Origin of the sequence: Vibrio thalassae, assembly GCF_900089835.1 — a bacterium.
In the GTDB taxonomy this organism is placed as follows: domain Bacteria; phylum Pseudomonadota; class Gammaproteobacteria; order Enterobacterales; family Vibrionaceae; genus Vibrio; species Vibrio thalassae.
On sequence record NZ_OANU01000002.1, the window covers coordinates 95721 to 116569 of the forward strand.

The window sequence follows — 20849 nt, forward strand, 5'->3', positions numbered from 1 at the left end:
TTATTGATTAAAATTAAAAAATGAATGACAATTTGAAAACTAAAGAACCATCTTCATAGCTAGGAATCCAATACCTCCAGCCAACACCAACATAGCTAAAACAACTATGGTTCGTAGCCCACTTATCGATCTTTTCTGAGACTCCGCGTCAGCCTCTAACTTGCTGTTCAATTCCGCAAATTGTTTAGCAATGCAGCTATCAATCGCTGCGCGACCTTGTTCAAACTGTTCAGGTGTAACAAACTTCAAGGCTTCCACCTCACGACTTAGTTTCAACTGATCATCTTTAATCTGGCCTAGAAGATCATTAAGTGACGTCAGACAACCGTCAAACTCTTCAAATTTCTTAGAGTTCTTTGTAACCAATTCACCTTGTTCAGTAACTAGATTTGCGAGCGTCGATTTTGCTTCCTCAATCTCAGTTCTTGCATCGTTGACGGCTCTCAACAGGCCATTAAACTCGGCCACTTGCGCCGACTGCTCTTCGAGTGAATCAATTACTCGGTGTAGTTTCTGTATGTCATTCACCAATTAATCCCCTTGTATTGGCTGGTAAGTTTTTCAAGTCTATTTGCAAGTGGAGCTAACAAAGTGTGATAGGAGTACGGATCCCCTAGCTCTTCATTTACCTCCCCAAGAACATCCAAATCTTCAAATTTCTCATGGACCAAACGAGCAAAGCGGCTTCGTGCATGTTCAGAGAACATTGGCTTTAGCTGCATAGTTTTTCGGACCAAATCTAGTGCTTCATCTCTATTATCACTAATCAACCGTTCAAACGACGCGGCCATTCTTCGCTCTCCATCTGCATCATCAAACTCATCGGAAGCTAGTCGTAGCACACCACTCAAGTAGTTCAAGAATGCATTATCTTTGTATGACTCTAGAAATCGAGAAAGCTGACCTCGTAGGATCGTCATTTTCTCGCTGCCTACTAGATGTTCCGTGCCATCATCTTCATCAGTTTCAAAAAATACTGATGGCCACATATTCGCCGACACAGAATTCTCAGCCATATTGAGCAGAAGTTGGCTCGACTTGTCGTGCCTGAAATAACCCTCTAGCTTCTCCTTAAATTCTTTGTCATCCATTCTGCCTTCAGCGAATAAACTACATTGTTCATAAACGTTCTTCTGTGACTGGCGACGGTTGTAGACAAAATGATCATAGGACCAGAGTAAAAGAACTAGAAAGATAAATTGCGATTTATCGATAGACCCTTTTCTCAGCTTGTCGCAGAGAATTTTGTAGTACTGGTTATCACTACTAAACACATCCGCGAACTTGAATTCAGGATCGTACTTTCTGACGGTATGCTCAAGTTTCTTTTCCAAACTTTCTTCTGATAGGCACTGGAACTCGACATAGAGCGTGCCATTAAAAAAATCTTCGATTACCCAGTCAGAGACAATACCTAATTGAGAAAGACGGTAGATAGCCTTTTCCAATTTAAACTTTTCCGTACCAAACTGTCTGGCAGTAATGGTCACCGTGTTGTGTTCCTGATTGTACTTAAAGAATTCGTATACGTTTGCCATCAACTTGAACTCATCATTGACTGTGTCCAAGCCGTTTGTCATCAGGAATAGATTTGTGTTCAGGTCGCTATCGCGACTCAATGACTTCACGTACTCCTTCAGATCTTTGACATTCGTGCTAGCGTCCCAAATCTTGTCGAGAACAACTGAATTGGGCTCTTTTGTGAGAAGCACATAGCAATCTGCGGGTACTTCCTTGAATAGTTTTTTATCTCGCCCAGCCCTGCCTGCTTCCTGATACAAGGCCTCCATCGACCCAGGTATTCCGAAGTGAACCGTATAGGCAATATTCCCCTTATTCACGCCCATTCCGAATGCCTTAGTGGCAGTAAGTAGGCGGTATTTATTTTCTTTAAATTCGTCTTGAACTTGGCGCTTATACCTATCGAAAGCCTCTCCCTGCAATCCACCCATTTTCGGAGCCGACCCCGAAAAATATCTAACATCCATCTTCAAGAGTGTTGAAATTCGGCCCGCTAAGCTATGACACCCCTTAGCTCCGTTGACGGTAGGTGTGAATATGATCCCCGCCTTATTGCCGTCTTCCCCATCGGAATTCCATTTACCCTCCATTTCAGAAACAAGATCGACGACTGCATCACCTTTACGGCCTTTATCGTCGATAACGTGGAATGAGAGTTCCTCGCGACTGAAGTCCATTGGGGTACGGACAAAATCATCGGGGATATCAAACTCTGTTTGAATATCCTTTAAGACGTTAACTGATGCTGTTGCCGTTAGGCCTATATAACTTGCACTGGGAGCAAACCGTTCGATTGTATTTGCCAGGTTCAGGTAAGATGTTCTGAAATCATGCCCCCACTCAGACAAACAGTGAGCTTCATCGATCACCGCGTAGGCAAACGAGAGATCTAGTCCTATAGCCGACATCTCTTTTCTAAACGCATGAGTTTGGAATCGCTCAGGCGATATGAATACGAAAAAGTACTTACCACGTCCGAAATCTCTCTGAACTTTGGCTTTCTCTCCTGCCTTCAAATCACTGGTAATAAAATTGCTTCGAGTGAAGCCGATGCTATCCAAATCGGCTTTCTGGTCATACATCAAACTCTTAATCGGACACACAACAAAGCTAACGGCTGGTTGCAGAATCGCAGACAACTGGTAACAAATCGACTTACCCGAACCTGTAGGCAACAATCCTATTGTGCCATTTCTCGAAAGTGCAGATCCTATGATACCAACTTGACCTTCCCTGAAATCTACATCCTCTAGGTATGGTAGAAACATGTTGCTGAGGAAGTATCTCAGAGACTCTCGCTGCTCGCTGCCTGGGCTAAGGTCTAGCTTATAGGCAATAGGATCTCTGCATGAAAGCTCAAAAAAGTCATAGTCAATCAATTGACTGGTTTCTATTGAAACAGCATCAGAATCTTCGAAGTATCGATAGAAATCGAAGTAATCCGTTCGTGAATATATGACGTCTTGGTTAACTTGAAAGGAATCGTCATAACGCTCCAGTGAGCTGAAGTCGATGAATATATTTTCACCTGACCGTTCGCTCGGAAGCTCATCTGATTCGATCAGCGCAACCTCAATTCGCTTTTCTTCAATGCCGATGAGACGAAAGAGATTCGATAACAAATCGTTCAGGTCGTCTAGTGCCGCTTCAGCAAAATCAGTTCCATCACGATTGACTACGAATAGTTTTTTCAACTCCCCTAGTCTGATCTGACCGCGCTCAAGAAGCTCTAATAACAGTATCTGGAAACGCAACGCCGAGGTCAGCCTCAATCGCGAGTCAGTAACATCGACTCCATTTTCGTAAGCCTCTTGGTAATTCAATAAAGAAATACCATTAGGAGGCGTTAGGACACCATTTCGCTCTAGACCATCAACGATCTGAATTTGAGAAATAATCGAATTTATCTTACTGATAAATGACTGGTTCTCAGATGCCAGTTCTTGAACAGTGAATCGAACAGTCTTCAGTCCCAGGCTTTCGGTAAACGCATCCCTCATTTTATCTAAATGCTGAGAATTTTGGTGCTGCTGACCATCTATCTCAATAATTAAACCAACTTGAGGAATGTAAAAATCTACCTGTCGGTTCTGAAATTGTTCAACGTAGACCTGAGTCATATCGTAAATCTGGACTTCAGGGAGCATTAGTTGTTTTACAAAAATGTACTTACCGAAATACTTCGGTATCAGCTCATCAAAAAACCTTTTCGCTGGGTAGTTTCCTGACTGTTTGTGGCCTCGAATCAATCTATTCCAAAAAACCGGCTTATCTGACACAAGAGCCTGAGCTGATGTATTAAGAACGTTATGATCCAGTTCAATGCCAAATGCCTTCCTCAGCTTCCGCGATGCTATTGTTGGCTTCCCTCTCTGGAGCATGTTCTTAAGAACTTGAATTGCGCCAAATAGCTGACCAGACGCTGCTTCAGACAAGATCGAATACTGGAGAAGATTATGGAAAATGAAGTTATGGTTGGTTCTCGCGTAGTTAGCAGAAAACTTCTTGCTTACAAGCCTGCTACTAGACTTCAGCTTGCCATATCCAGATTGCTCATTTTCATCTGCCAGCGAGTCGATGATTGGGTTGTACAAATCTGAAAACAGTTGGTTATTGTGTTGTTGTTCTCGGCTGTCAGTGCCTAGCTCCAATCTATAGAGAGTTTTAACCAACGTAAAAATGTAAATACTTGAATTCGGAAAATCTTGAGATAGACAGCGTGTTATCTCATCAGTTGTAGCCCCCGAAGTTAATACGTCGTCAACGATCAGAAATGTCGGATTTGAATTAGCTTCTATTGAATCAACATCGGCTTTATAAGCACCTCTGACCTGCTGGAGTCTTTGTGCTGCAGTGCAATTAGTCGATTTATCTAATACGTGATCTTTCTCTAATATCTTAGGTTGGTAAGAAGCCCCTAAAGCAACAGCCAGCGATTTGCACAAGGTATCTAATGCTTTTTCGCCATCTTCAACCCTAAGCTCAGCATGACCTAACGCTCGGACAACAATATCTATGGCTGGGAATGAAGGAGCTAGCTCAACACTCTTGTTAACCCAGCGGCGTACAGAAGGATTCTTGTTATCTTTGAAAGACCAAACTTCCTGTTTGATACCATCTAAATAAAATCCCAGATGAAGTTTATTTCCAGATTGAATCAAAACTACCGGTGAAACCGGTAGTATGATGAAAGCCCCTAGAAGGGGCTATGTTTTATAAGCCCGAGAGTCGCAACTGCTCTTGGCGTTTTTCTTCCGACTCCTGATTACGTATGTATTCACGAATCATCTGTTCATCGAGTCCTACTGTGCTAACACAGTAACCTCTTGCCCAGAATTTTCTCCCAGTAAAGTTACGTTTTACCTGCATATAGTCGCGGAAAATTCTTATTGCTGATTTTCCTTTCAAAAAGCCAACAGTATTGGCCACGCTATACTTTGGTGGAATCATCAAGAGCATATGGATGTGATCTTTCATCGCATAACCCTCAACCAATACTACCCCTTGCTGTCTACATAACTCTCTTAAGATTTTTCCGATATCTCTACGCAATGAACCATAAATCGCTTTCTTTCGATATTTTGGAACAATCACAACGTGATATTTGCAATAATGTTTAACGTGAGCTTGGCTCTGCCAGTCTCTCATATGACCTCCTTTGAACTTGCCGGTTCTATAAAGGAGGTCATTTTCCCATCGATGCACGCTGTTACGGCAGAGCCTTTTCGAGTCACACCGCCAGAGGCGGTGGTTTACCAAGTTTCAATTAACTCAGAACGTTCGGTTGTTGCTGAGCTCAGCATCGAATTTTTTCCAATAAGCTCGGAGAGATTGATTACTCCCTTATGTGACGAATCGATCTCCGAGGCTGAACCCCAATCTACTGAGAAAAACTCAACTCCTGCATTGGAAGCAGCGTCTCGATCTAGGTTGCTATCTCCTAAATAAATTGACTCGTCGGCGCTAACACCGAAGTAATCGAGAATACGAGTAACGCCTTCAGGGCTCGGCTTATGTTGCGTTACATCATGGTAAGCTACTACATAATCAACAGTGATACTGAAGTGTTTGAGTAGCCCCTGAACGTAGTTCGAAGGCGCATTCGAGAAAATAGCAACCTTGATTCCAACCGACCGAGCCGTTGTAACAAGGCCGACAACGTCCTGATAGATGTCACATCCATTAAAGTACCTGGGTATGTCTCTCCATCGGCCAGCTGACCGAAGTGGTTCGAGGCTTGATGTATCAATAAGCGTGTCATCAAGATCGAGGACGATAACCTTTATCACAACAGGCCACCGTTTTCTTTCAACGACCCAAATGAACTCGCGATATCTAATAATTGAAGTCGAATATCTTCATAAGATTCGCTCGTGTAGGGTATCGCTCTTCCTTCGTCAACTAGCTGTTGAGTTCCAGAAATTGCCTTGATAGTAAGATCTGGATACTTGGCTTTATGTGCGTCAGGAACGAAGACAGGACGCATCATAGAGATAGCAGATTTTATTGCGTGCATCGTCCCACCATTTATCGAAGTTTCAATAGCAAAGACGGCTGTAGATAAACCTGCTTGTATCCTGTCTCGCTTAGCAAAGAACGCAGGTATTGCTTTGGTCCCTGGTGCATTCTCTGCAACTAGAAGTCCGCCCCTATCCAAAATTTCCTTAGCGAGTTCCCGATTACTTGCGGGAGAAATAGACTCCACATCGACAAGAACAGAAATTGTTGGTGCTTTGGCGTCTAATGCCGCGCGATGAGCAATTGTATCGATACCCAGTGCAAGTCCACTGACTATCGTGAAGCCATAAGTCGCAAACTTTTGAATAGTTTTAATCGTTATGGTTTCCCCCTTGGGGGTGTTTTCACGGGTGCCTACAACGGCTAATGACAGCCTATTATCTAAGAGATTCAGATTGCCTTTGCAGTAGAGAAAGGGTGGAGGTTTCGGGAGACCGTATAACGAAATTGGATAGGTTTTCGTACCGAAGAGAACAATCTCAACACCTTTATTCTTGAACGAATCAATCTCAGCTTGTACTTCGTCCCTGAGAGCTTGGAAGTTCCCAGTATCTAAGAAGCTTTCAAGAGTTGCTCGAGATTTACCGTTTGATATTCTTAGATTGGAGGAGTGGTGTGCCAGTTCTTCGAGTGTTGCCACTCCGCTATACGCTGAAAATTTTAAGATGTACAGAACAGTTTCATCACCAACGTGCATTAACCTCTTGATAACAAGAGCATCTACAATGTTCACATCCACTCCAAAAACACGACAAATTCTAGTCCATTGACCACAAATTTACTTGTATTCGACCGAAAACACAATAAATCCAATCTCTATAAGTAGATATACCCGACGGCAAAAGTGCTTTAATTGAACTAATAGTACCTAGTAGCTCGATCAAGGCTGGCAGTTTCTTATTGTCGGAATGAGTATTTTGAAACAATCTGCATTTGGTATCAGCTGTGACCAAGGAAAGAAAATAGCAGTCGGGGCAATGGCGATATAAATTAGTGTTTATATCGATACACAATTTAGTTGAAAATGCCCTCCTGAAAATTAAGAAATACCTAGAAGCAGGGCAACCGCATGAGTAGATGATTTGTAAATCAAAACCACCATTCTTGTTAAATATCCAAGAGTTGAGCTGTGTAAGTCTAGATTTATGTGGTCAAGAAACAAACAGGTATAAAAGAAAAACACCTTCAAACAATTATCTCACAGTTAATAATTTGTGAAAGTTAACATTAATTCAACTCATGCGCTCGCCCTGTACCTAGAAGTGACTACACGGTATGAAAAATTAGCAATAAATTATGAAAGTGTCGTTGCTGCAGAAGTTTAACACGCGGTGCCTTCAACCGAAGACGATATCACTGAAGAGGAAACAGATAACCCCGCCAACTAGGCTCCCTCAACCAGCCCCTCTCGAAGGGGCTTTTTTAACTCAGATAGTATCCCAAAACTCTCTGTTACTTCTCAAGTGTAATTACAGTTGACTTAAAATGTAATGATCATTACTATAATTGTAATCAACATTACTTATGAGTGTCAGCAATGCAAATTGAACTATCGCAAGAAACTTACCTTCGCCTTGGTAAACACGTAATAGGATTTGAGACACCGGATAACGTTATCTGTAGGCTTCTTGATTTCTATGAATCCAGAACGGTGACTGGAAAACCAGAATTGGTATTTATTCCAAGTGAAGATGAATTTAGGCAATGCTTGATAAATCAAAAGCAAGCTTGGAAGGTTTTTCAATATGCTGATGGCCGAGTCTCAACTGAAGAATGGTCGGCTCAGCAATTTGGAGAGCATTCTAACCTTAAAGCCAATATTTGGTCTGGAGCCTTGAGAGGCTGGAAAAATAAAGGAATCGTTAGATTAACATTGACGACAGAAAAGCCTGAGGGTGAAGCTTTTAGATTGTTAAAACATTCAGAGGATGTGGATATGGTGGAGCTACGAGTTGGAAAATTGATTAAAGAACACATTGATGCAATTATCGGTTTTTGCAGCCAAACAGCAGAGCATTTAGAGTTATTGAAAAACATTGACTGGTGCAAAGAACACTTTGGTATATCTTTCCCATTGATCATGATTTCAACGGAAGCGTCCAAAAATTATCATGAAAGGTATTGGGTCAAAGAGTATTCAATTAATGGTCAATCATACCGTTTCTGTAGTCAGTTTGGAGGCAATAACGCAGTAGGGACTAAAACATTGTCTGAATACCATGGTGAGAAATTTCTAGCTTACTTAAAAAAATTTAATTTACTAAATCCAGCTTATACGGATCAGCAAATTCGTTTTATTGTAAAAAGTTAAGAGAAATTTATGAATGCGTTTGAGGCAATGAGTGAACTAGCTTCACAAGAAAAATGGTGCTGGAATTTAAACTGTACCACCTGTGGTCAACTTCATTTTCGATTTGGTCTAGTTGAACTAACTCGGGGTAAACACCCTCTTGAAGATAATTGGTTGGTGAAAAAACAAAAAACAAATTACTCAGTTAAAATTGGGCAATTCCCCTATACTTTTACTCCAGAACAACAGCGTAAAATAGTTGATATCTGCATAACTGCCGACCTAGTAAAGATTTCAAAAAACTGCGTATTTCCTGATTGGCTTGGGTATCTTGGTCTAGTATTAACATTTACAAAAAGTGATCCTTTGCTATACAAGAAGCTTTGCACAGTCTGGTCAAGTCAACTAGCAAGAATGGTTCGAACGGATTCACTTATTTATAAAAAGCTTAACGATGCAGCATTAGGAGTTTCCGTTTTAGACATCAAAGATCTAGAGCATTGTGAGAATAACATCATTTCTCAACATAAATATTTTGCTAGGGTTTCTAGTCGCTGATATTTGCACTTAAAAAATCATATCCGCATCAAGTATTGAAACATCCTAGAAGAAAAATCATAGCAACCACAAAGCGCTAAAATGGTTACCTTAAGGCGCATTTTGCTCATTAAAGTAACCAATATGGAACATTATTGGCGCAGCTTTTTTATAAGGACGAGCTCAATTATTCCCCGAAATTTCTTCCGTTGCCTCCTGGCGTAATTTCTGAGCATCCATTCCGTTTAGCCTTTCAATAGCTCTGTCTGCGGCACTTTGACGGTTTCCATCAACGTTTAGCGTACTTCCTGAGCCTGTGAGTCGTTCCAGATCCAGTGACGGTACTTCGGGTAAGTTGCCCGTGATCGACAAGATACCTATCCATTCATCCAGATTGACTTGGCTCCAATCCACCTGGTTTAACTGACTCGCGGTCAATCCTTCACAGTTGGGAGATTTCGCACTGCCCCAGCCAAGGCCCAATTGCGGACGCACTTGTTCTTGAATGATCCGTGAAAGCGGCGAAGTAAAGCAGCAATATGATTGCCGTTTCTCAACACAGGCACCTAAGAACTTAGACTTGCAGTAAGAGCCCACGTAATGGCAACTCTTCAATACCCGCTTGGCGTTCATTTCAAACTCGCTCTGCTCACATTTCCAGATAAGCTGAATGAGGATCATGGTGACTGAATAAATCATGTAGGCCGTCATAACCGTACTCAGAACCGCGCCCGCAGCGCCTCCCAGCGCAAAGTTACCACCCGATACAACACCATCGGCTCCAACCGCGCCACCAACGTTACTAAACAGTGCCGATTGCGCCCCCGAACCAAAGGTAGAGCCTACCCACTCAGCCGTTTTGTTGGTCAACACCTGCATAAAGCCAGTCGCAGCTTGCTCCGCTCCCGCGCCAGCAGCCGTTGATGGCCCAGCCCCCATGAGAGAGTCCCATGCAGACACAAAAGGCTCTTTAACCGCACTCCAGGTACTCGTGATCGGTTCCCTAAGCGTATTCCACGAACCATAGATTGCAGAAGACGGATTCATGGCCATGACTGCCGTATCAAGCTTGTTAACCGCCACTATCATCGTGATGTAGTCCGATAACGACACGCCACTTGGCTTTTCACAGCAATCCACTATGCCACCAACGGCTTTTTTGCACTGGCCAGCATTACCTTTAAAGACCGTACATTCGACGTTATCTTGGCCATCAGCGCCCGTACATGACATATCATTGGTCATAAACTGCGCAGCATTGAGCATCGCAGCGGCCTCTGCAAAGTTAGCCTGCTTGATTGACTCTGGCTCTAAACAATCTGTGCCCATACAGCGAACTGGGCCCTCACAGTTGTATTGAGTTTCCATTCGAGCGTTTTGCACTTCAACGCTTTGTCCGCAGTCATACACCAAACTTTGGATATAGCAGAAGCCTTCATGACCAGCCCCGCCTTCAGTGCATTCGGTTCTGACATACTGACAGGCCGGGTTTTGCTCTAGCGCGGCACACGTATTGGTAGTCGTGTTTTGTCCGTTATTGACGATGGTTTGTGTATTACCATTGGCATCTACCCAGCTATCTGAGCTGCCCATGTTAAACTCTGGATGAGCAGTCGAAGCATTGTAGGTCGCTCTTGCCCTCCAGCATGAGAGCCCCAGTCCATCAGAACTGCCGCGACTGGTTAAATGAGCAGGAGACGAAACAACCGCCGGATAAAGGTTTCCAAGATTGGCCAACTCGCCACTACCAACCGTTAACCCGTCGATTCGTTTTGTGCCCGTATCCAAACACTGCCACTGCACCGCAGTGAACTGATCCGTTTGCATCAAGCATTGGTCTATGCCCGGATCACTTGATTGATGAACAACGTCCTGCTCTAAGTACTTGCCAGAGAAGGTCAAGGAAGCACTCAGTTTCGCAGGAACCAAACACTTCTGGACTTCTCGGCTGCAAGTATCGAAATCGACTTTGTTCCAGCCGGACTCACATCTGGAACGAATGATTTCCTGGGGTTCATGCCACGAAATAATCGACCCATTAACGACCTTACACAATGAGCCAACCAAGGTTCCTTTTGGACAGGTCATTTCAGGGTACTTAATGGACGGTTTCGTCTCAGTCACCGTTTCCTTATTGCCCGTCAGTGAGAGTGTCGTTTTCCAACCATTTGCCTTGGATGGCAACTCGGTGATTTTTATCTCAGTATTTTGATTATCAAACACTCTCAGCGTCGCGTTTCCAGTTTGCATAGTGCTGCTGTGCTGTGGAACAAAGCTGAGCGTTTCAGAGCTAAAGCAAGCGCGCTCAATGGACCAGCTTTGTTGATGGGTTTCAGCGGATACACGTCGCTCTAACTGACACTGAGTAAGCGTGCTGATCTTCTCGCACACCTGGTAATCGGGTACATGCTTGGTTTCAGTAAATGGCGTGATCGTCTGAGTAGGTTCACAGGCCTCAAAACTACTCGGCATAAGATTGGATACCACACACTTTGGATCGCTGGTTTGCAATCCACAGTCATAGGTATCGGTAAAGCGAATGCATTCACCTTTATCATTGGTCTCGGCACATTCTGACGACATGAATCCACAGGAAGGATTCGCTTCAAGCACTTGGCAGGCCTGATTTTCAATCCCCTTATAGCTTTCATCATCCACACTCACTTGAACACGCCGACACAAAGGCGATATGCCAGCCACTGGGCTTGGGGCAAAGTAGGATTCACAAACTGAAACACCATTAACCACCGTACATCCGTTGGTTGAAGACGGCTGATCCGTGCATTGAATGCTGTAGTCTGAAAACTTAGCTGGGATATCCGCTGCTTGTTCGATACAGGATTGTGGCGACCAACTATCATTCATCACCACCTTGGTTGGATCAAAGCGCACCTTGATGCGTGCATACCCCTCACCACTACCCGTAACCGATACGCGAATTTTTATCGGCACTTCTAAACCGGGCTCTACCGCCTTTAGCTTGGCAGTGAGATCGGTATTTGGATTGCGCTCCCAACTGGTACTGAGCTCGCAGCGACCTGCCGTTTCTGGTGGAAAGTTATTGTTCGGCCCAGACCAGACTTTCTGATCGCCAAGCCAAACTTGCATGTAGTCATCCCATTTAGCGTACTCAAGAACGGCTGAGGTAATCGCATCGGGGTTCACGACTTTGAGTGTGATGGCCTGTTCAAACACTTTACAACGGCCACTCCAGTAGTTGTCGCCAATTCGTCCAATCCAAACTTCAAGACACCCCTCACCACAAGAGCGAAGGTTCATCGGTCCAGAAACATGCTCAATAATGCCTGCCGTGTAATCGTGAGTAATAGTGCAGCTGTTAACCGCTGTATTGAGCCTGTCACATTGCTGGTAATTTGGGCTGCCTTCACCTTGAGACTCACAGCCGGGGAAGCTTTGGGTTAATAGATTGGGGTCAGTTTGAACCGCATCAGTTAATGCCCAAAGCGGATCATTGACCATATCTGGCCGAGACCTGTCTTTGATTTGCTGTAGCGAACGAAATGCTTCACCCGTAGCGCCACTTTCGGATGCCATGCTCTCTTGGCGCTGTGTCCCCAATTGATTCATGCTGGCATCAGAGCCATAAACGCCCGTTAAGACATCCAATGAGCCCTGATCCATACCAGGGAAAAGCTCTTGCAAGTTAATGGACTCATTACCACTGCCATTCGGCACCGACAATGTATTGCCATTGAGTGCGGGCATCGTCCAGTTTTGCAGCAATTGCTTACCTTCTTGTTGTCCGCTTAGGCCGGATTGGCGCTGCACATCAGCGGCCACACCATGTAAGGGCAAGCACGCCATAGTGATTGATAAAACACCCGCTAAAACTCGGGTAAAAAGTGTTGGTTTCATAGTTAACCTCCCGAGTTACAGCAGTCTTGCCAGCGCCACAAAATGTAGAGCGCATCTTCACCGGCACCGGGGATCGTTCGCCACTCTCCCCATTTCATGGTGCTTTCACCGATGACATGTGCACTTTCAGTTTCCGGTACAGGGAAGAACATACTCATCTTGTATTGGGATTTCGGCAGCATGGGTTCGATAACAGGTCGGCATAGCGCACTGTTCCCCATTGTTCGCCTAGCAAGACCACGCCTGTGTTGAGCCGCGATTGCACGCGCCGCTAAATGGCTGGTGTTTTCTGCTAATGAGCCAAAGGCTAAGGTGTGGCCAGATAAGGGATAGAGATGGCCCCAACTGCCAGCACACCAAAACAACTGGTCGATGGGTTTACCAAGCGTTGATGAAGCAGCGTCAGCGGTACAAGCCGAAATAGCCAATGGATTGGCAACGGCAGCAGCTTCAGGCTGAGTAAAAAAGGCCAGTTCATCGTTCAGCCATGTTGGGTCCAATTCGGACAAATACATCAAGTCAAAGTCCATGTAACCATCGGCATTGCAATTGCCATCCATGAACAAATCGAGCATGACCAAAAGCGGAAAGGCGTAATAATGGTAATGGTAGAAAGCAAGATCACCGGTATCGTATTCACCTTCACCATGACCACCTTGCAGTCGTCTATCACCTAACGGTAAACGAATCCCTCCCAGGGAAGGCGAACAACCCGGCGTTCTGACCAGTTCAATCAGACGCGCTGGCTCCCACATGCTGGTAACAATACCTGGCCTTGGCACGCCTAAGTTGTCTTCACACAAGCAAAATGACTTGTTTGATGCGCCGCTTGGGACATTTCCAGAACCAAGAGGAAGACCGGCAACCCGGATAGGAAAAATGCATGACCAGCAAACATCCGTCAGCAACTTGCCGGACAATAACCCCGCGTCTGGGCAAGTCAATTCGGCTTTTGCAGGAATAGATGCGCCCAGGACAAGCATGACAACGAGAGTCCGCATCAGACGATACGTATTATTGAGCTTTTTCATGAACAAGCTCCTTTGCTGGAATTTCTTCTATTTCAAACGCGAGCCCCTTTGCTTGAACAAACGATGGGGTGACTTGCAAATCAAAGCGCTGCTTTAGCGAGGCATTGAGAAGGTAAACCGGACTATCCAATGTCTTTTCGAGCGCATTGAGGCTATTCCAACCTTGAGTACGGTCGAGCTGCGTGGTGATAAGCGTAATGCGGCGCAGTGTCCTATCTTGCGTCTCAAGCCAATGCGCAACTGCGTCCACTTCTTCAGCGTTCGACGCATTAAACACCACAAGCTGCTGAGTAAACGGCAAGGCTTTTAGCGGGTTAATACGCGTTCCTGCTGGGATCAATGTTCGGCCATTGGCATCCAATAGTGGCCGCTGCATGACGATGGTTGGATCAACCGTTCTTATCCGATACTGCGTGGCTTTGGGTAAGTCAGTGAAAGTTTGGCGAGACCAGAATCGCTCAATGGCTTTTTTCTTTAACGCGCCCAGGTCAAGCGACTGTAAACGCTGCATCGCCACTTGCATCAAATCCGGTTCTAAAATCGAATGAATAGGACCGCGTTGACCCAATGAACCGGTATTGCCTGTTTCAATTTGACGCTGCAACCAGTCCTTGCTGTAAACCCCTAGTGCACTTGCAGTCACCTTGTCATCTTCTATGCGGAAAATGGCAGGCACGCTAGTCACCCGCCAGTGCACAAAGGCTTTCGGATCGATTCGAACCTGAGGAACAGGATCAAGTCCCACCATCAGCGTATGCCAATCACGGATAGCCGCCCCCAAGGTCTTTCCTTCAGGAATTCCCCGAAACAACACAATAGCGCCGGTAGCACTGGCCTCTTTAAATAGCTGCTTCAGTGAGGAATCACCCAATGAGGACGACGCAAATATCAACCATTCATCGCTGTGTTTGAGCGACACAGGTTGTTCAACCGGTGCAAAAGGCTCAATAAATTCAGATGAGCCATCCACAGCACTTTGTAAAATGCTGCGGCTCATTTCGACGATCTTTTTGTCCTCGTCAGACAACGGAAAAGGCTCTTGTGCCCAGGACACTTGAACCCAAGACAATTGAGCAACCAACAAGAATAAGAGACATAGTCTTGTCATCATCCACCTCCTACAAAAGCGGCCAAGCGCGACCGACAATCTGCTCGCGCTTAACGGCATTCCAATAGCGGGAGTCGAAACTCGTTTCGGCCTCACCGGAAAACCAATACTCGTTTTCTTGTAGCGTCAATGAGCGGCTAAATTGTGATTCCGCCACACCAAGACGCTGGGCTAATGCCATGCCGGTAGAGACTTCAGCACCGTTCACCAGCACATGCTCAGGAGTCACCTTGACTTCATCCCCAGGCATCCCTGTTAGGCGTTTAAGCATCCGAGTACCGTCGTTATATAACGGAGCGAGTCCTTTTGAGTGGAAGGCATACAAACCATCCTTAACGGGCTCTTTATTCCATAGATCAATCAGATACACCGTGGTATCAGGCAGACAGCGCTCTTGCTGGGTATCAATACCTATTCGGTAGCGCATCATGGCGTAGGTGCCTACCATGGCCATGATTAACGCAAGAACGGTCAAACGGATGAAATATGGCCGCCAAGGCATTCTTTTACGGAGTATCTGCATGAGATACCTCCTTTGAGCCTACTGGCACAAATACGGAATCATCAGCACCCACCACCGCTTGGGCATCCAGCACGATAAAACCGGCTGCTTTTAGCTTTTCAATTTGTTGATTGGTCTGAAGCAACCTGGATTCGATGTCTTGTTCGCTGGCATTGGGGCCCAGTGACAACACCGCCTCCCCAAAATCCACGACTGCAATGGGCGTACTTAACACCAACTGGCTGTGGATGGGTTCGAGTGTTTTCATTAAGAGCCAGCTGGTCATTAAACCGCTACCAGCAATAGACAAAGTAATAGAGGCCATAAATGGCCAAAGCGTGGACTTATTCATAGCCTCGCTCCTTCAACAACTGGGAGATGGCATCAGCAACAGAAAGGCCTTTGCGCGTTAACTGCTTAATCGCATTTACATCTTCTGCACGGGACGAGTACAACAGCTTGTGAAACGGATCGACGATGAGGCGGCCAATCCCGGTGCCCATTTCGGTAATAAAGAAAATTTCGGAATAGACACCAGTGACGGTATGAACGGTTTTCAGGTATTCATAACCGCCTTCACCTAGTGGCAAGCGGCCTTCTTTTTTGAGCGCGTTGATGGTTTCAGCTTTTTGGCCAAGCAGGTACATATTGGCCGAGTTTTCAGCGATAGCTTTACCTGTAGGGCTGTCATACAAATCGTTGACCGACTGCGTTACCGTTACAGCACTGCCGCCATATTTTCGAAATCGCCGGTAACCCGTCTCGATGAACTTACCGACATCACCTTGAGTCAGCAGATCCCAGGCTTCGTCAATGAACACAATCTTGCGACGATCCCGCTCACCTAAGTACATCTCTTGTTGGATTTGGTAGATAAGCTGAAGCAACACCACTTGTTGTAGGTGCTTGCGCCCCTTGAGCTCTTCTAACTCCAAAACAGTGAAACGGTTTTTGAAGCGAATATTGTTGTGACCATTAAAGAAACGGCCATATTCGCCCTGTGTCGTAAACGGATAGAGCTGCTCCCCCACGTCTTGCACACGTCGGTCTTCGTGATTTTTCAAGGCCTCTGCCACATCATCAACCAACATGGCACGACCTTTTTTCTCCCACAGTTCACGGGTCTGACGCTTTAGATTGGCCATCTGAAAATCGGTTAATGACTGCGTAGGTGCGGCCATTGCTGCCAATAACCCAACCAACACATCCGCTTCTTCGTCATAGTCCTCAACGATTTCAAACGGATTCAAGCAAATGCCACTGTCTCGCCCGAACTGTAAGAACTCACCGTCATAAACTTCACACAACTTTTCATAGGAGCGGCCAACATCAATCACCCAGCATTGTCCGCCTTCAGATAAGTAGGAAGAGATGATTTCGTTCACCAGGAATGACTTACCCGATCCCGATTGCGCCGCGATGCAACAATTGTAATTACTGCCCGAGTCATAAAGGGACACACTCATGATCTGGCCATTGCGGGAAACAAAGTTAATCACCGGCGTGCCAGTGCCTTTCCAATCCGCAAACAAAGGCAACAGAGGGATGATATGCCGTGTCGCCATGGTCTTGAATCGAAACAAGTCGTTCATCGCCTGGCGGTCAGCACCAAATGGCAAGGCATTCAGGAAAATGGGCAAACAGAAGTACTTGTCTTCCATCAGCTCAAATCCGAGTTCTTTGAAATAGGTTCGAGCATTTGAAACAGAGCTGATCGACGCTTCTTCTGTTGGTGAAAACAGCGTTAAGGTCATATTTGCCCGAATAGGACGATCACCTTCTTGCAAGGCTTCAAAAAGAACATCAAATCCCTTTTTCTTGGCTGCAAGCACCGGCACAAACTTGAGCATCGGGCCATAGGCCTGATTGACCGCCCATTGACGCTTCGTCTCTAAACGAGATCGCATGGCCTCGGCTGAGGGAAAGTGAATGGTGACATTCAGCAAAAAGCTGCCGCGTAAACCGCGACTGCCCGTCATCATATCGCCCGCAAAACTTGCGGCATGACCAAACCAGATCCGCTCAGGCAAGCGTTTAAACGATAAGGTTTTAACTCGGTAATCACCCAGCATCAGACCTTGGCTATCCACCTTGATAGCTCGGTCATAATCCAACACTTGCTCTCGAAGTGGTTTATCTGCCTCACTGCGGATTGGTGATGGATTGCGCCAGGAAGCATCTTTTCCCCAGTTAAGCTGCGCACTTAATGCCGCGAGCCAGTTTCGGTCAGTCATCTCAGTGACGCGAAAACCAACCGTTGCCAGCGCTTGCGAGAAAGAAGCCCGAAGCGCGGATGCTCGACTCAACTCACGCTCCGTCGGTATAGGACTTTCCAAAGGCAATTTGCAGGTGACGATCAGTTGAAAGTTGCGTACCTGAGTCTGGGTTGATTCTTCTATCGGTTGAACCGTGCCCCCATCGAGGAAGTCAGCACGTTTGCGTATCGACGCCCTGAGCAATGGATCGGATTGACGATGCCGTAAGCCCATCATGCGCTGAAGGTCGGTTTGAATATCAGGCGAGGCGTACAGGCCAAATTGCAGCAAAGTGTCTTTTGGCCAGTCGTTGTTGAGTAGAACATTAACCCTGTCTGCAACAGACTCATCACCACCGGGCAAGGGGTCACATAGAAAACCAAAGCCAACACTTTGGTCTTCCATGAAAAACAGTTGCTCATCGTCGGAATAGGCCAATACAGGCAATAGCTCTGAAGCGCGTTGCCCTGAATACAGAGAGGCTTTCATTAACGCCCCTCCAACCAAGCAGAAAGATCATAAGGACGGCCTCGGCTGATGCGACCATCATTGGCGACAATGAAAGGCACACCTTGAATGCCCAGGATTTGAGCCGTCACCAAAGTACGCTGCATTGGTTCTAAGTTGCAGGCATCATCCTGTTCTAGGTTACCAATCCGGCCATTCAGCAATGCATCGGTGGCTGCTTTTTTATCACGCGCACAGCCAAGCTGGCGAACCTGACGCTCTGAATCAGGACCAAGCACTGGCACAGGGAGTATTTGGAAGGTGTATTCTTTGGTTAGCGGTAAAGCTTGTTTCAAAAGCTCATGGCAGTGCGGGCATCGTGGATCAACAAAGACCACCACTTTCTTTTTGCCTTCGCCCAGCGTCAGTGGGTTCAAATCATCCATTTTTAAGCCAAGGCGACTTAAATCCAGAGTGTTTCCCGCTTCTCGAATTTCTTCAAGGCTGGTAAGTGGCTTTTTGGACCAGGCATCATAGAGCGTGCCATCAATGACGAACCGGCCACTGTCTGACATGAAAACAATACGGCCATTGCTTTCGACCGCTTTCATACCCGTGACAGGTAAAGAAACCATGCCGTCAATTTTGCCAACGGGCGACACTTCAGATACAGGTTCAGCTTGAACCAAAGGAGACAGCGCAAGCGCCAGAATAATTGGAGATAGTTTTCGCATGAGGAGTCCTCGTTAATGTAAATCGAGGCTCCAGTCTATGCAGTTGTCCTATGTGGACTCGGTTAGATAGATTGAAGAAATCGCAATCTAACTAGGGGGCTTATAGCTCGTTGAGGTTTGTTATAAACGAATTACTCGGCGTTTGCGTTAACAAGCCAATCATCAAGCACTTGCTTCAATTTATCTAATTGCTCTTGATGTTTTGCTTGATTCTTTGCCAATTTGTTTATGTTCTGCAACTTCCAACGAATCGCTGGCAAGTCTGCTGCATTAGGATAGTCAAACAATGCCCAGTCAGGTTGCCCTCTTTTGAATGACATAAGGAAAGCATAATCCCTTTCTGTGAAATGTTTTTGCAGCGAAGTTAACATCATAGGCCTAACAGAAGCTAAGTCTTCGCATTCAACTTTTTCAAAAGTCATTCCATCAAATTCTGCCTGAAATTTCTCATTCAGCGGCTGCCAGTTTGGCGACATGACTTCATTAATAGGCCGAGGATGACTTAATGTATAGGTTAAAAAACCCACTAAAATCTCTCTCGAAACCCCTTCACTGCCAAGTAACATACGCACATCAAATAAGTCGCGAGGATGTTGGCGATCCATTGCAGCACACAATTTCCCACCATACAGATCGGGAAGACTGACTACCTGAATCTCAGCATAACCAAACTCGTATTCAACAGACTCTTGAACTGCCATTATTTCTGCACTATGCAATGTACCTCTGGCGACGGGCGACACTTCAATTTTGATCGTCGCAACCGGACTTGATACAACTATTCTCAGTTCATCAGCTTTATTATCCTGAAATGCCGCTCTGATATCTGGTTGAGTATTGATTCTGTCTGTAATGCGCTGCAATGCAGCCCTGACATTAATCAAAGCCTCATCTCTTGGTTCAAGTGGAAGATAAGCAAGATCAATATCTACAGATAACCGAGGAAAATCTCTCACAAATAAATTAATGGCGGTGCCACCTTTAAGTGCAAAAACCGTCTCTGTTGCTACCACAGGCAGCATTCTTATGAGCAAAGAAACCTGTTTGTAATATGGGCTATCTTTATCCATTATGTTGTTCACCTTTTTTGACGCTTAATATCTCTGGCACTGTGATTTGATATCGCTCATCAAAACGTCCTTTTTCGACAACCTGCCGCTTTCCTGCCCCCAATTTAATTCTTGTTTCATCTATGCGATTGACCCACTGGTGATCGTAGTATCGACCCAGAAATAGAAATATTCGGTTTGCCTGAACAGAGCTGCTTCGTTCAAGAATATCTTGTACTTTTCTAGGGCTAAGATTGACTAAACCCTGAAATAATTCTGCGACATGCTCAAATGAAATCAGCTTTCCAATCGCATCTACCACTTCATAGGCAGCAAGTTCTGCACAGCTGACAGTGAGTTCTTTCTCTTTAACCGTGATCCTTTTCAAATCTTTCTCGGGATTCACTTCAAGCTTATGGTTTCCACAGTAAAACCAATTCTGATAAGGGAATTCACGAAACCATTTCGGTAAGGACGACTTGTTTTTAACGCAAATCCAAACTTGCTCTTTGTTCAGCTGTAAATAGTGACTCAGTCCTTGGTGAGTTAAGCTGCTCAGTCCAGCCAAATGAACTGGAACGCCCAATTGCACATCCAATGCTTGAATGGCATCAACCCAAGTTGGCTTTATATCGCCCTGCGCATTTGGACGATAGTACACACCAGAACTAAGCTTCTTCAGCCAACCGTTCTGCGCGTACTTTTGAGCCAACGAGTAGCTCACGCCGTTTTCAGTCAGCCATTGCTGAAGTACTAGCGCACCAGGAGAAGTATGAGCAACAAGCCAGTTTATTTTAGATGACATTTTAACACCCAAAGTATGAATATCACGAACAGTATAAACCATATAGTTTATTATGATAGGAATTTTAACACCTTAGGTATTAATATACCAAATAATGTAAACCAAGTTCGTTAATGTGGCGTCGCTGAAATGAAAAGGTCTACACAACATCACCAATAACCCGATGTTGTGTAGAC

Annotated in this window: 16 protein-coding genes; 2 read left to right on the top strand and 14 right to left on the bottom strand. The window is 45.3% G+C overall.

All coding sequences use genetic code 11. The features are described from left to right. Nucleotides 1-39: 39 nt before the first annotated feature. The 5 genes from VTH8203_RS00435 to VTH8203_RS00455 form a co-directional block, all read right to left on the bottom strand. Nucleotides 40-528 carry a hypothetical protein gene (locus tag VTH8203_RS00435; RefSeq protein WP_096991863.1) on the bottom strand — a complete coding sequence of 163 codons (489 nt, stop codon included), beginning with the start codon at nucleotides 526-528 and terminating at the stop codon, nucleotides 40-42. Further along, on the bottom strand, nucleotides 525-4682 hold the full coding sequence (locus VTH8203_RS00440; protein WP_244181121.1) for a RecQ family ATP-dependent DNA helicase: 4158 nt from the start codon (nucleotides 4680-4682) through the stop codon (nucleotides 525-527). The genes VTH8203_RS00435 and VTH8203_RS00440 overlap by 4 nt, the downstream gene beginning before the upstream one ends. Before the next feature lie 52 nt (nucleotides 4683-4734). Continuing rightward, nucleotides 4735-5169, bottom strand: a complete 435-nt coding sequence (gene tnpA, locus VTH8203_RS00445; RefSeq protein WP_096991864.1) for an IS200/IS605 family transposase — start codon at nucleotides 5167-5169, stop codon at nucleotides 4735-4737. A 104-nt stretch (nucleotides 5170-5273) separates the two neighbouring features. Then, nucleotides 5274-5810 (bottom strand): HAD family hydrolase, encoded by a 537-nt coding sequence (locus VTH8203_RS00450; RefSeq protein ID WP_244181122.1) that lies wholly within the window; start codon nucleotides 5808-5810, stop codon nucleotides 5274-5276. Beyond that, nucleotides 5807-6772, bottom strand: a complete 966-nt coding sequence (locus VTH8203_RS00455) for a DNA-processing protein DprA (protein WP_244181123.1) — start codon at nucleotides 6770-6772, stop codon at nucleotides 5807-5809. Before VTH8203_RS00455 ends, VTH8203_RS00450 begins: the two co-directional genes overlap by 4 nt. Before the next feature lie 804 nt (nucleotides 6773-7576). Here VTH8203_RS00455 and VTH8203_RS00460 point away from each other — a divergent pair. Both VTH8203_RS00460 and VTH8203_RS00465 read left to right on the top strand, forming a co-directional pair. After that, the gene (locus VTH8203_RS00460; protein ID WP_096991866.1) at nucleotides 7577-8350 is read left to right on the top strand and encodes a hypothetical protein; all 774 of its coding nucleotides are present in this window, start codon (nucleotides 7577-7579) and stop codon (nucleotides 8348-8350) included. A gap of 9 nt (nucleotides 8351-8359) precedes the next feature. Further along, complete coding sequence (locus VTH8203_RS00465) at nucleotides 8360-8887, top strand: hypothetical protein (RefSeq protein WP_007104998.1); 528 nt, start codon at nucleotides 8360-8362, stop codon at nucleotides 8885-8887. Between the two features lie 162 nt (nucleotides 8888-9049). On the opposite strand, the gene traN is transcribed toward VTH8203_RS00465, so the two are convergent. The 9 genes from traN to VTH8203_RS00510 form a co-directional block, all read right to left on the bottom strand. Further along, the gene (traN, locus tag VTH8203_RS00470; protein WP_096991867.1) at nucleotides 9050-12742 is read right to left on the bottom strand and encodes a conjugal transfer protein TraN; all 3693 of its coding nucleotides are present in this window, start codon (nucleotides 12740-12742) and stop codon (nucleotides 9050-9052) included. Nucleotides 12743-12744: 2 nt separating this feature from the next. Then, nucleotides 12745-13773 (bottom strand): TraU family protein, encoded by a 1029-nt coding sequence (locus VTH8203_RS00475; RefSeq protein ID WP_012368375.1) that lies wholly within the window; start codon nucleotides 13771-13773, stop codon nucleotides 12745-12747. After that, complete coding sequence (locus tag VTH8203_RS00480) at nucleotides 13757-14881, bottom strand: TrbC family F-type conjugative pilus assembly protein (RefSeq protein WP_014703129.1); 1125 nt, start codon at nucleotides 14879-14881, stop codon at nucleotides 13757-13759. Before VTH8203_RS00480 ends, VTH8203_RS00475 begins: the two co-directional genes overlap by 17 nt. Before the next feature lie 10 nt (nucleotides 14882-14891). Continuing rightward, the gene (locus VTH8203_RS00485; protein ID WP_014703130.1) at nucleotides 14892-15404 is read right to left on the bottom strand and encodes a S26 family signal peptidase; all 513 of its coding nucleotides are present in this window, start codon (nucleotides 15402-15404) and stop codon (nucleotides 14892-14894) included. Continuing rightward, nucleotides 15388-15735 carry a plasmid-related protein gene (locus VTH8203_RS00490; RefSeq protein ID WP_096991868.1) on the bottom strand — a complete coding sequence of 116 codons (348 nt, stop codon included), beginning with the start codon at nucleotides 15733-15735 and terminating at the stop codon, nucleotides 15388-15390. Before VTH8203_RS00490 ends, VTH8203_RS00485 begins: the two co-directional genes overlap by 17 nt. Continuing rightward, the gene (gene traC, locus VTH8203_RS00495; RefSeq protein WP_096991869.1) at nucleotides 15728-18127 is read right to left on the bottom strand and encodes a type IV secretion system protein TraC; all 2400 of its coding nucleotides are present in this window, start codon (nucleotides 18125-18127) and stop codon (nucleotides 15728-15730) included. The genes VTH8203_RS00490 and traC overlap by 8 nt, the downstream gene beginning before the upstream one ends. Beyond that, a complete protein-coding gene (locus VTH8203_RS00500; protein WP_001228924.1) occupies nucleotides 18127-18819 on the bottom strand; it encodes a DsbC family protein in 693 nt (230 codons plus the stop codon). The genes traC and VTH8203_RS00500 overlap by 1 nt, the downstream gene beginning before the upstream one ends. 131 nt (nucleotides 18820-18950) lie before the next feature. Continuing rightward, a complete protein-coding gene (locus VTH8203_RS00505; protein ID WP_008844785.1) occupies nucleotides 18951-19889 on the bottom strand; it encodes a nucleotidyl transferase AbiEii/AbiGii toxin family protein in 939 nt (312 codons plus the stop codon). Further along, nucleotides 19882-20673 carry a type IV toxin-antitoxin system AbiEi family antitoxin gene (locus tag VTH8203_RS00510; protein WP_000095577.1) on the bottom strand — a complete coding sequence of 264 codons (792 nt, stop codon included), beginning with the start codon at nucleotides 20671-20673 and terminating at the stop codon, nucleotides 19882-19884. The genes VTH8203_RS00505 and VTH8203_RS00510 overlap by 8 nt, the downstream gene beginning before the upstream one ends. Between the last annotated feature and the right edge of the window lie 176 nt (nucleotides 20674-20849).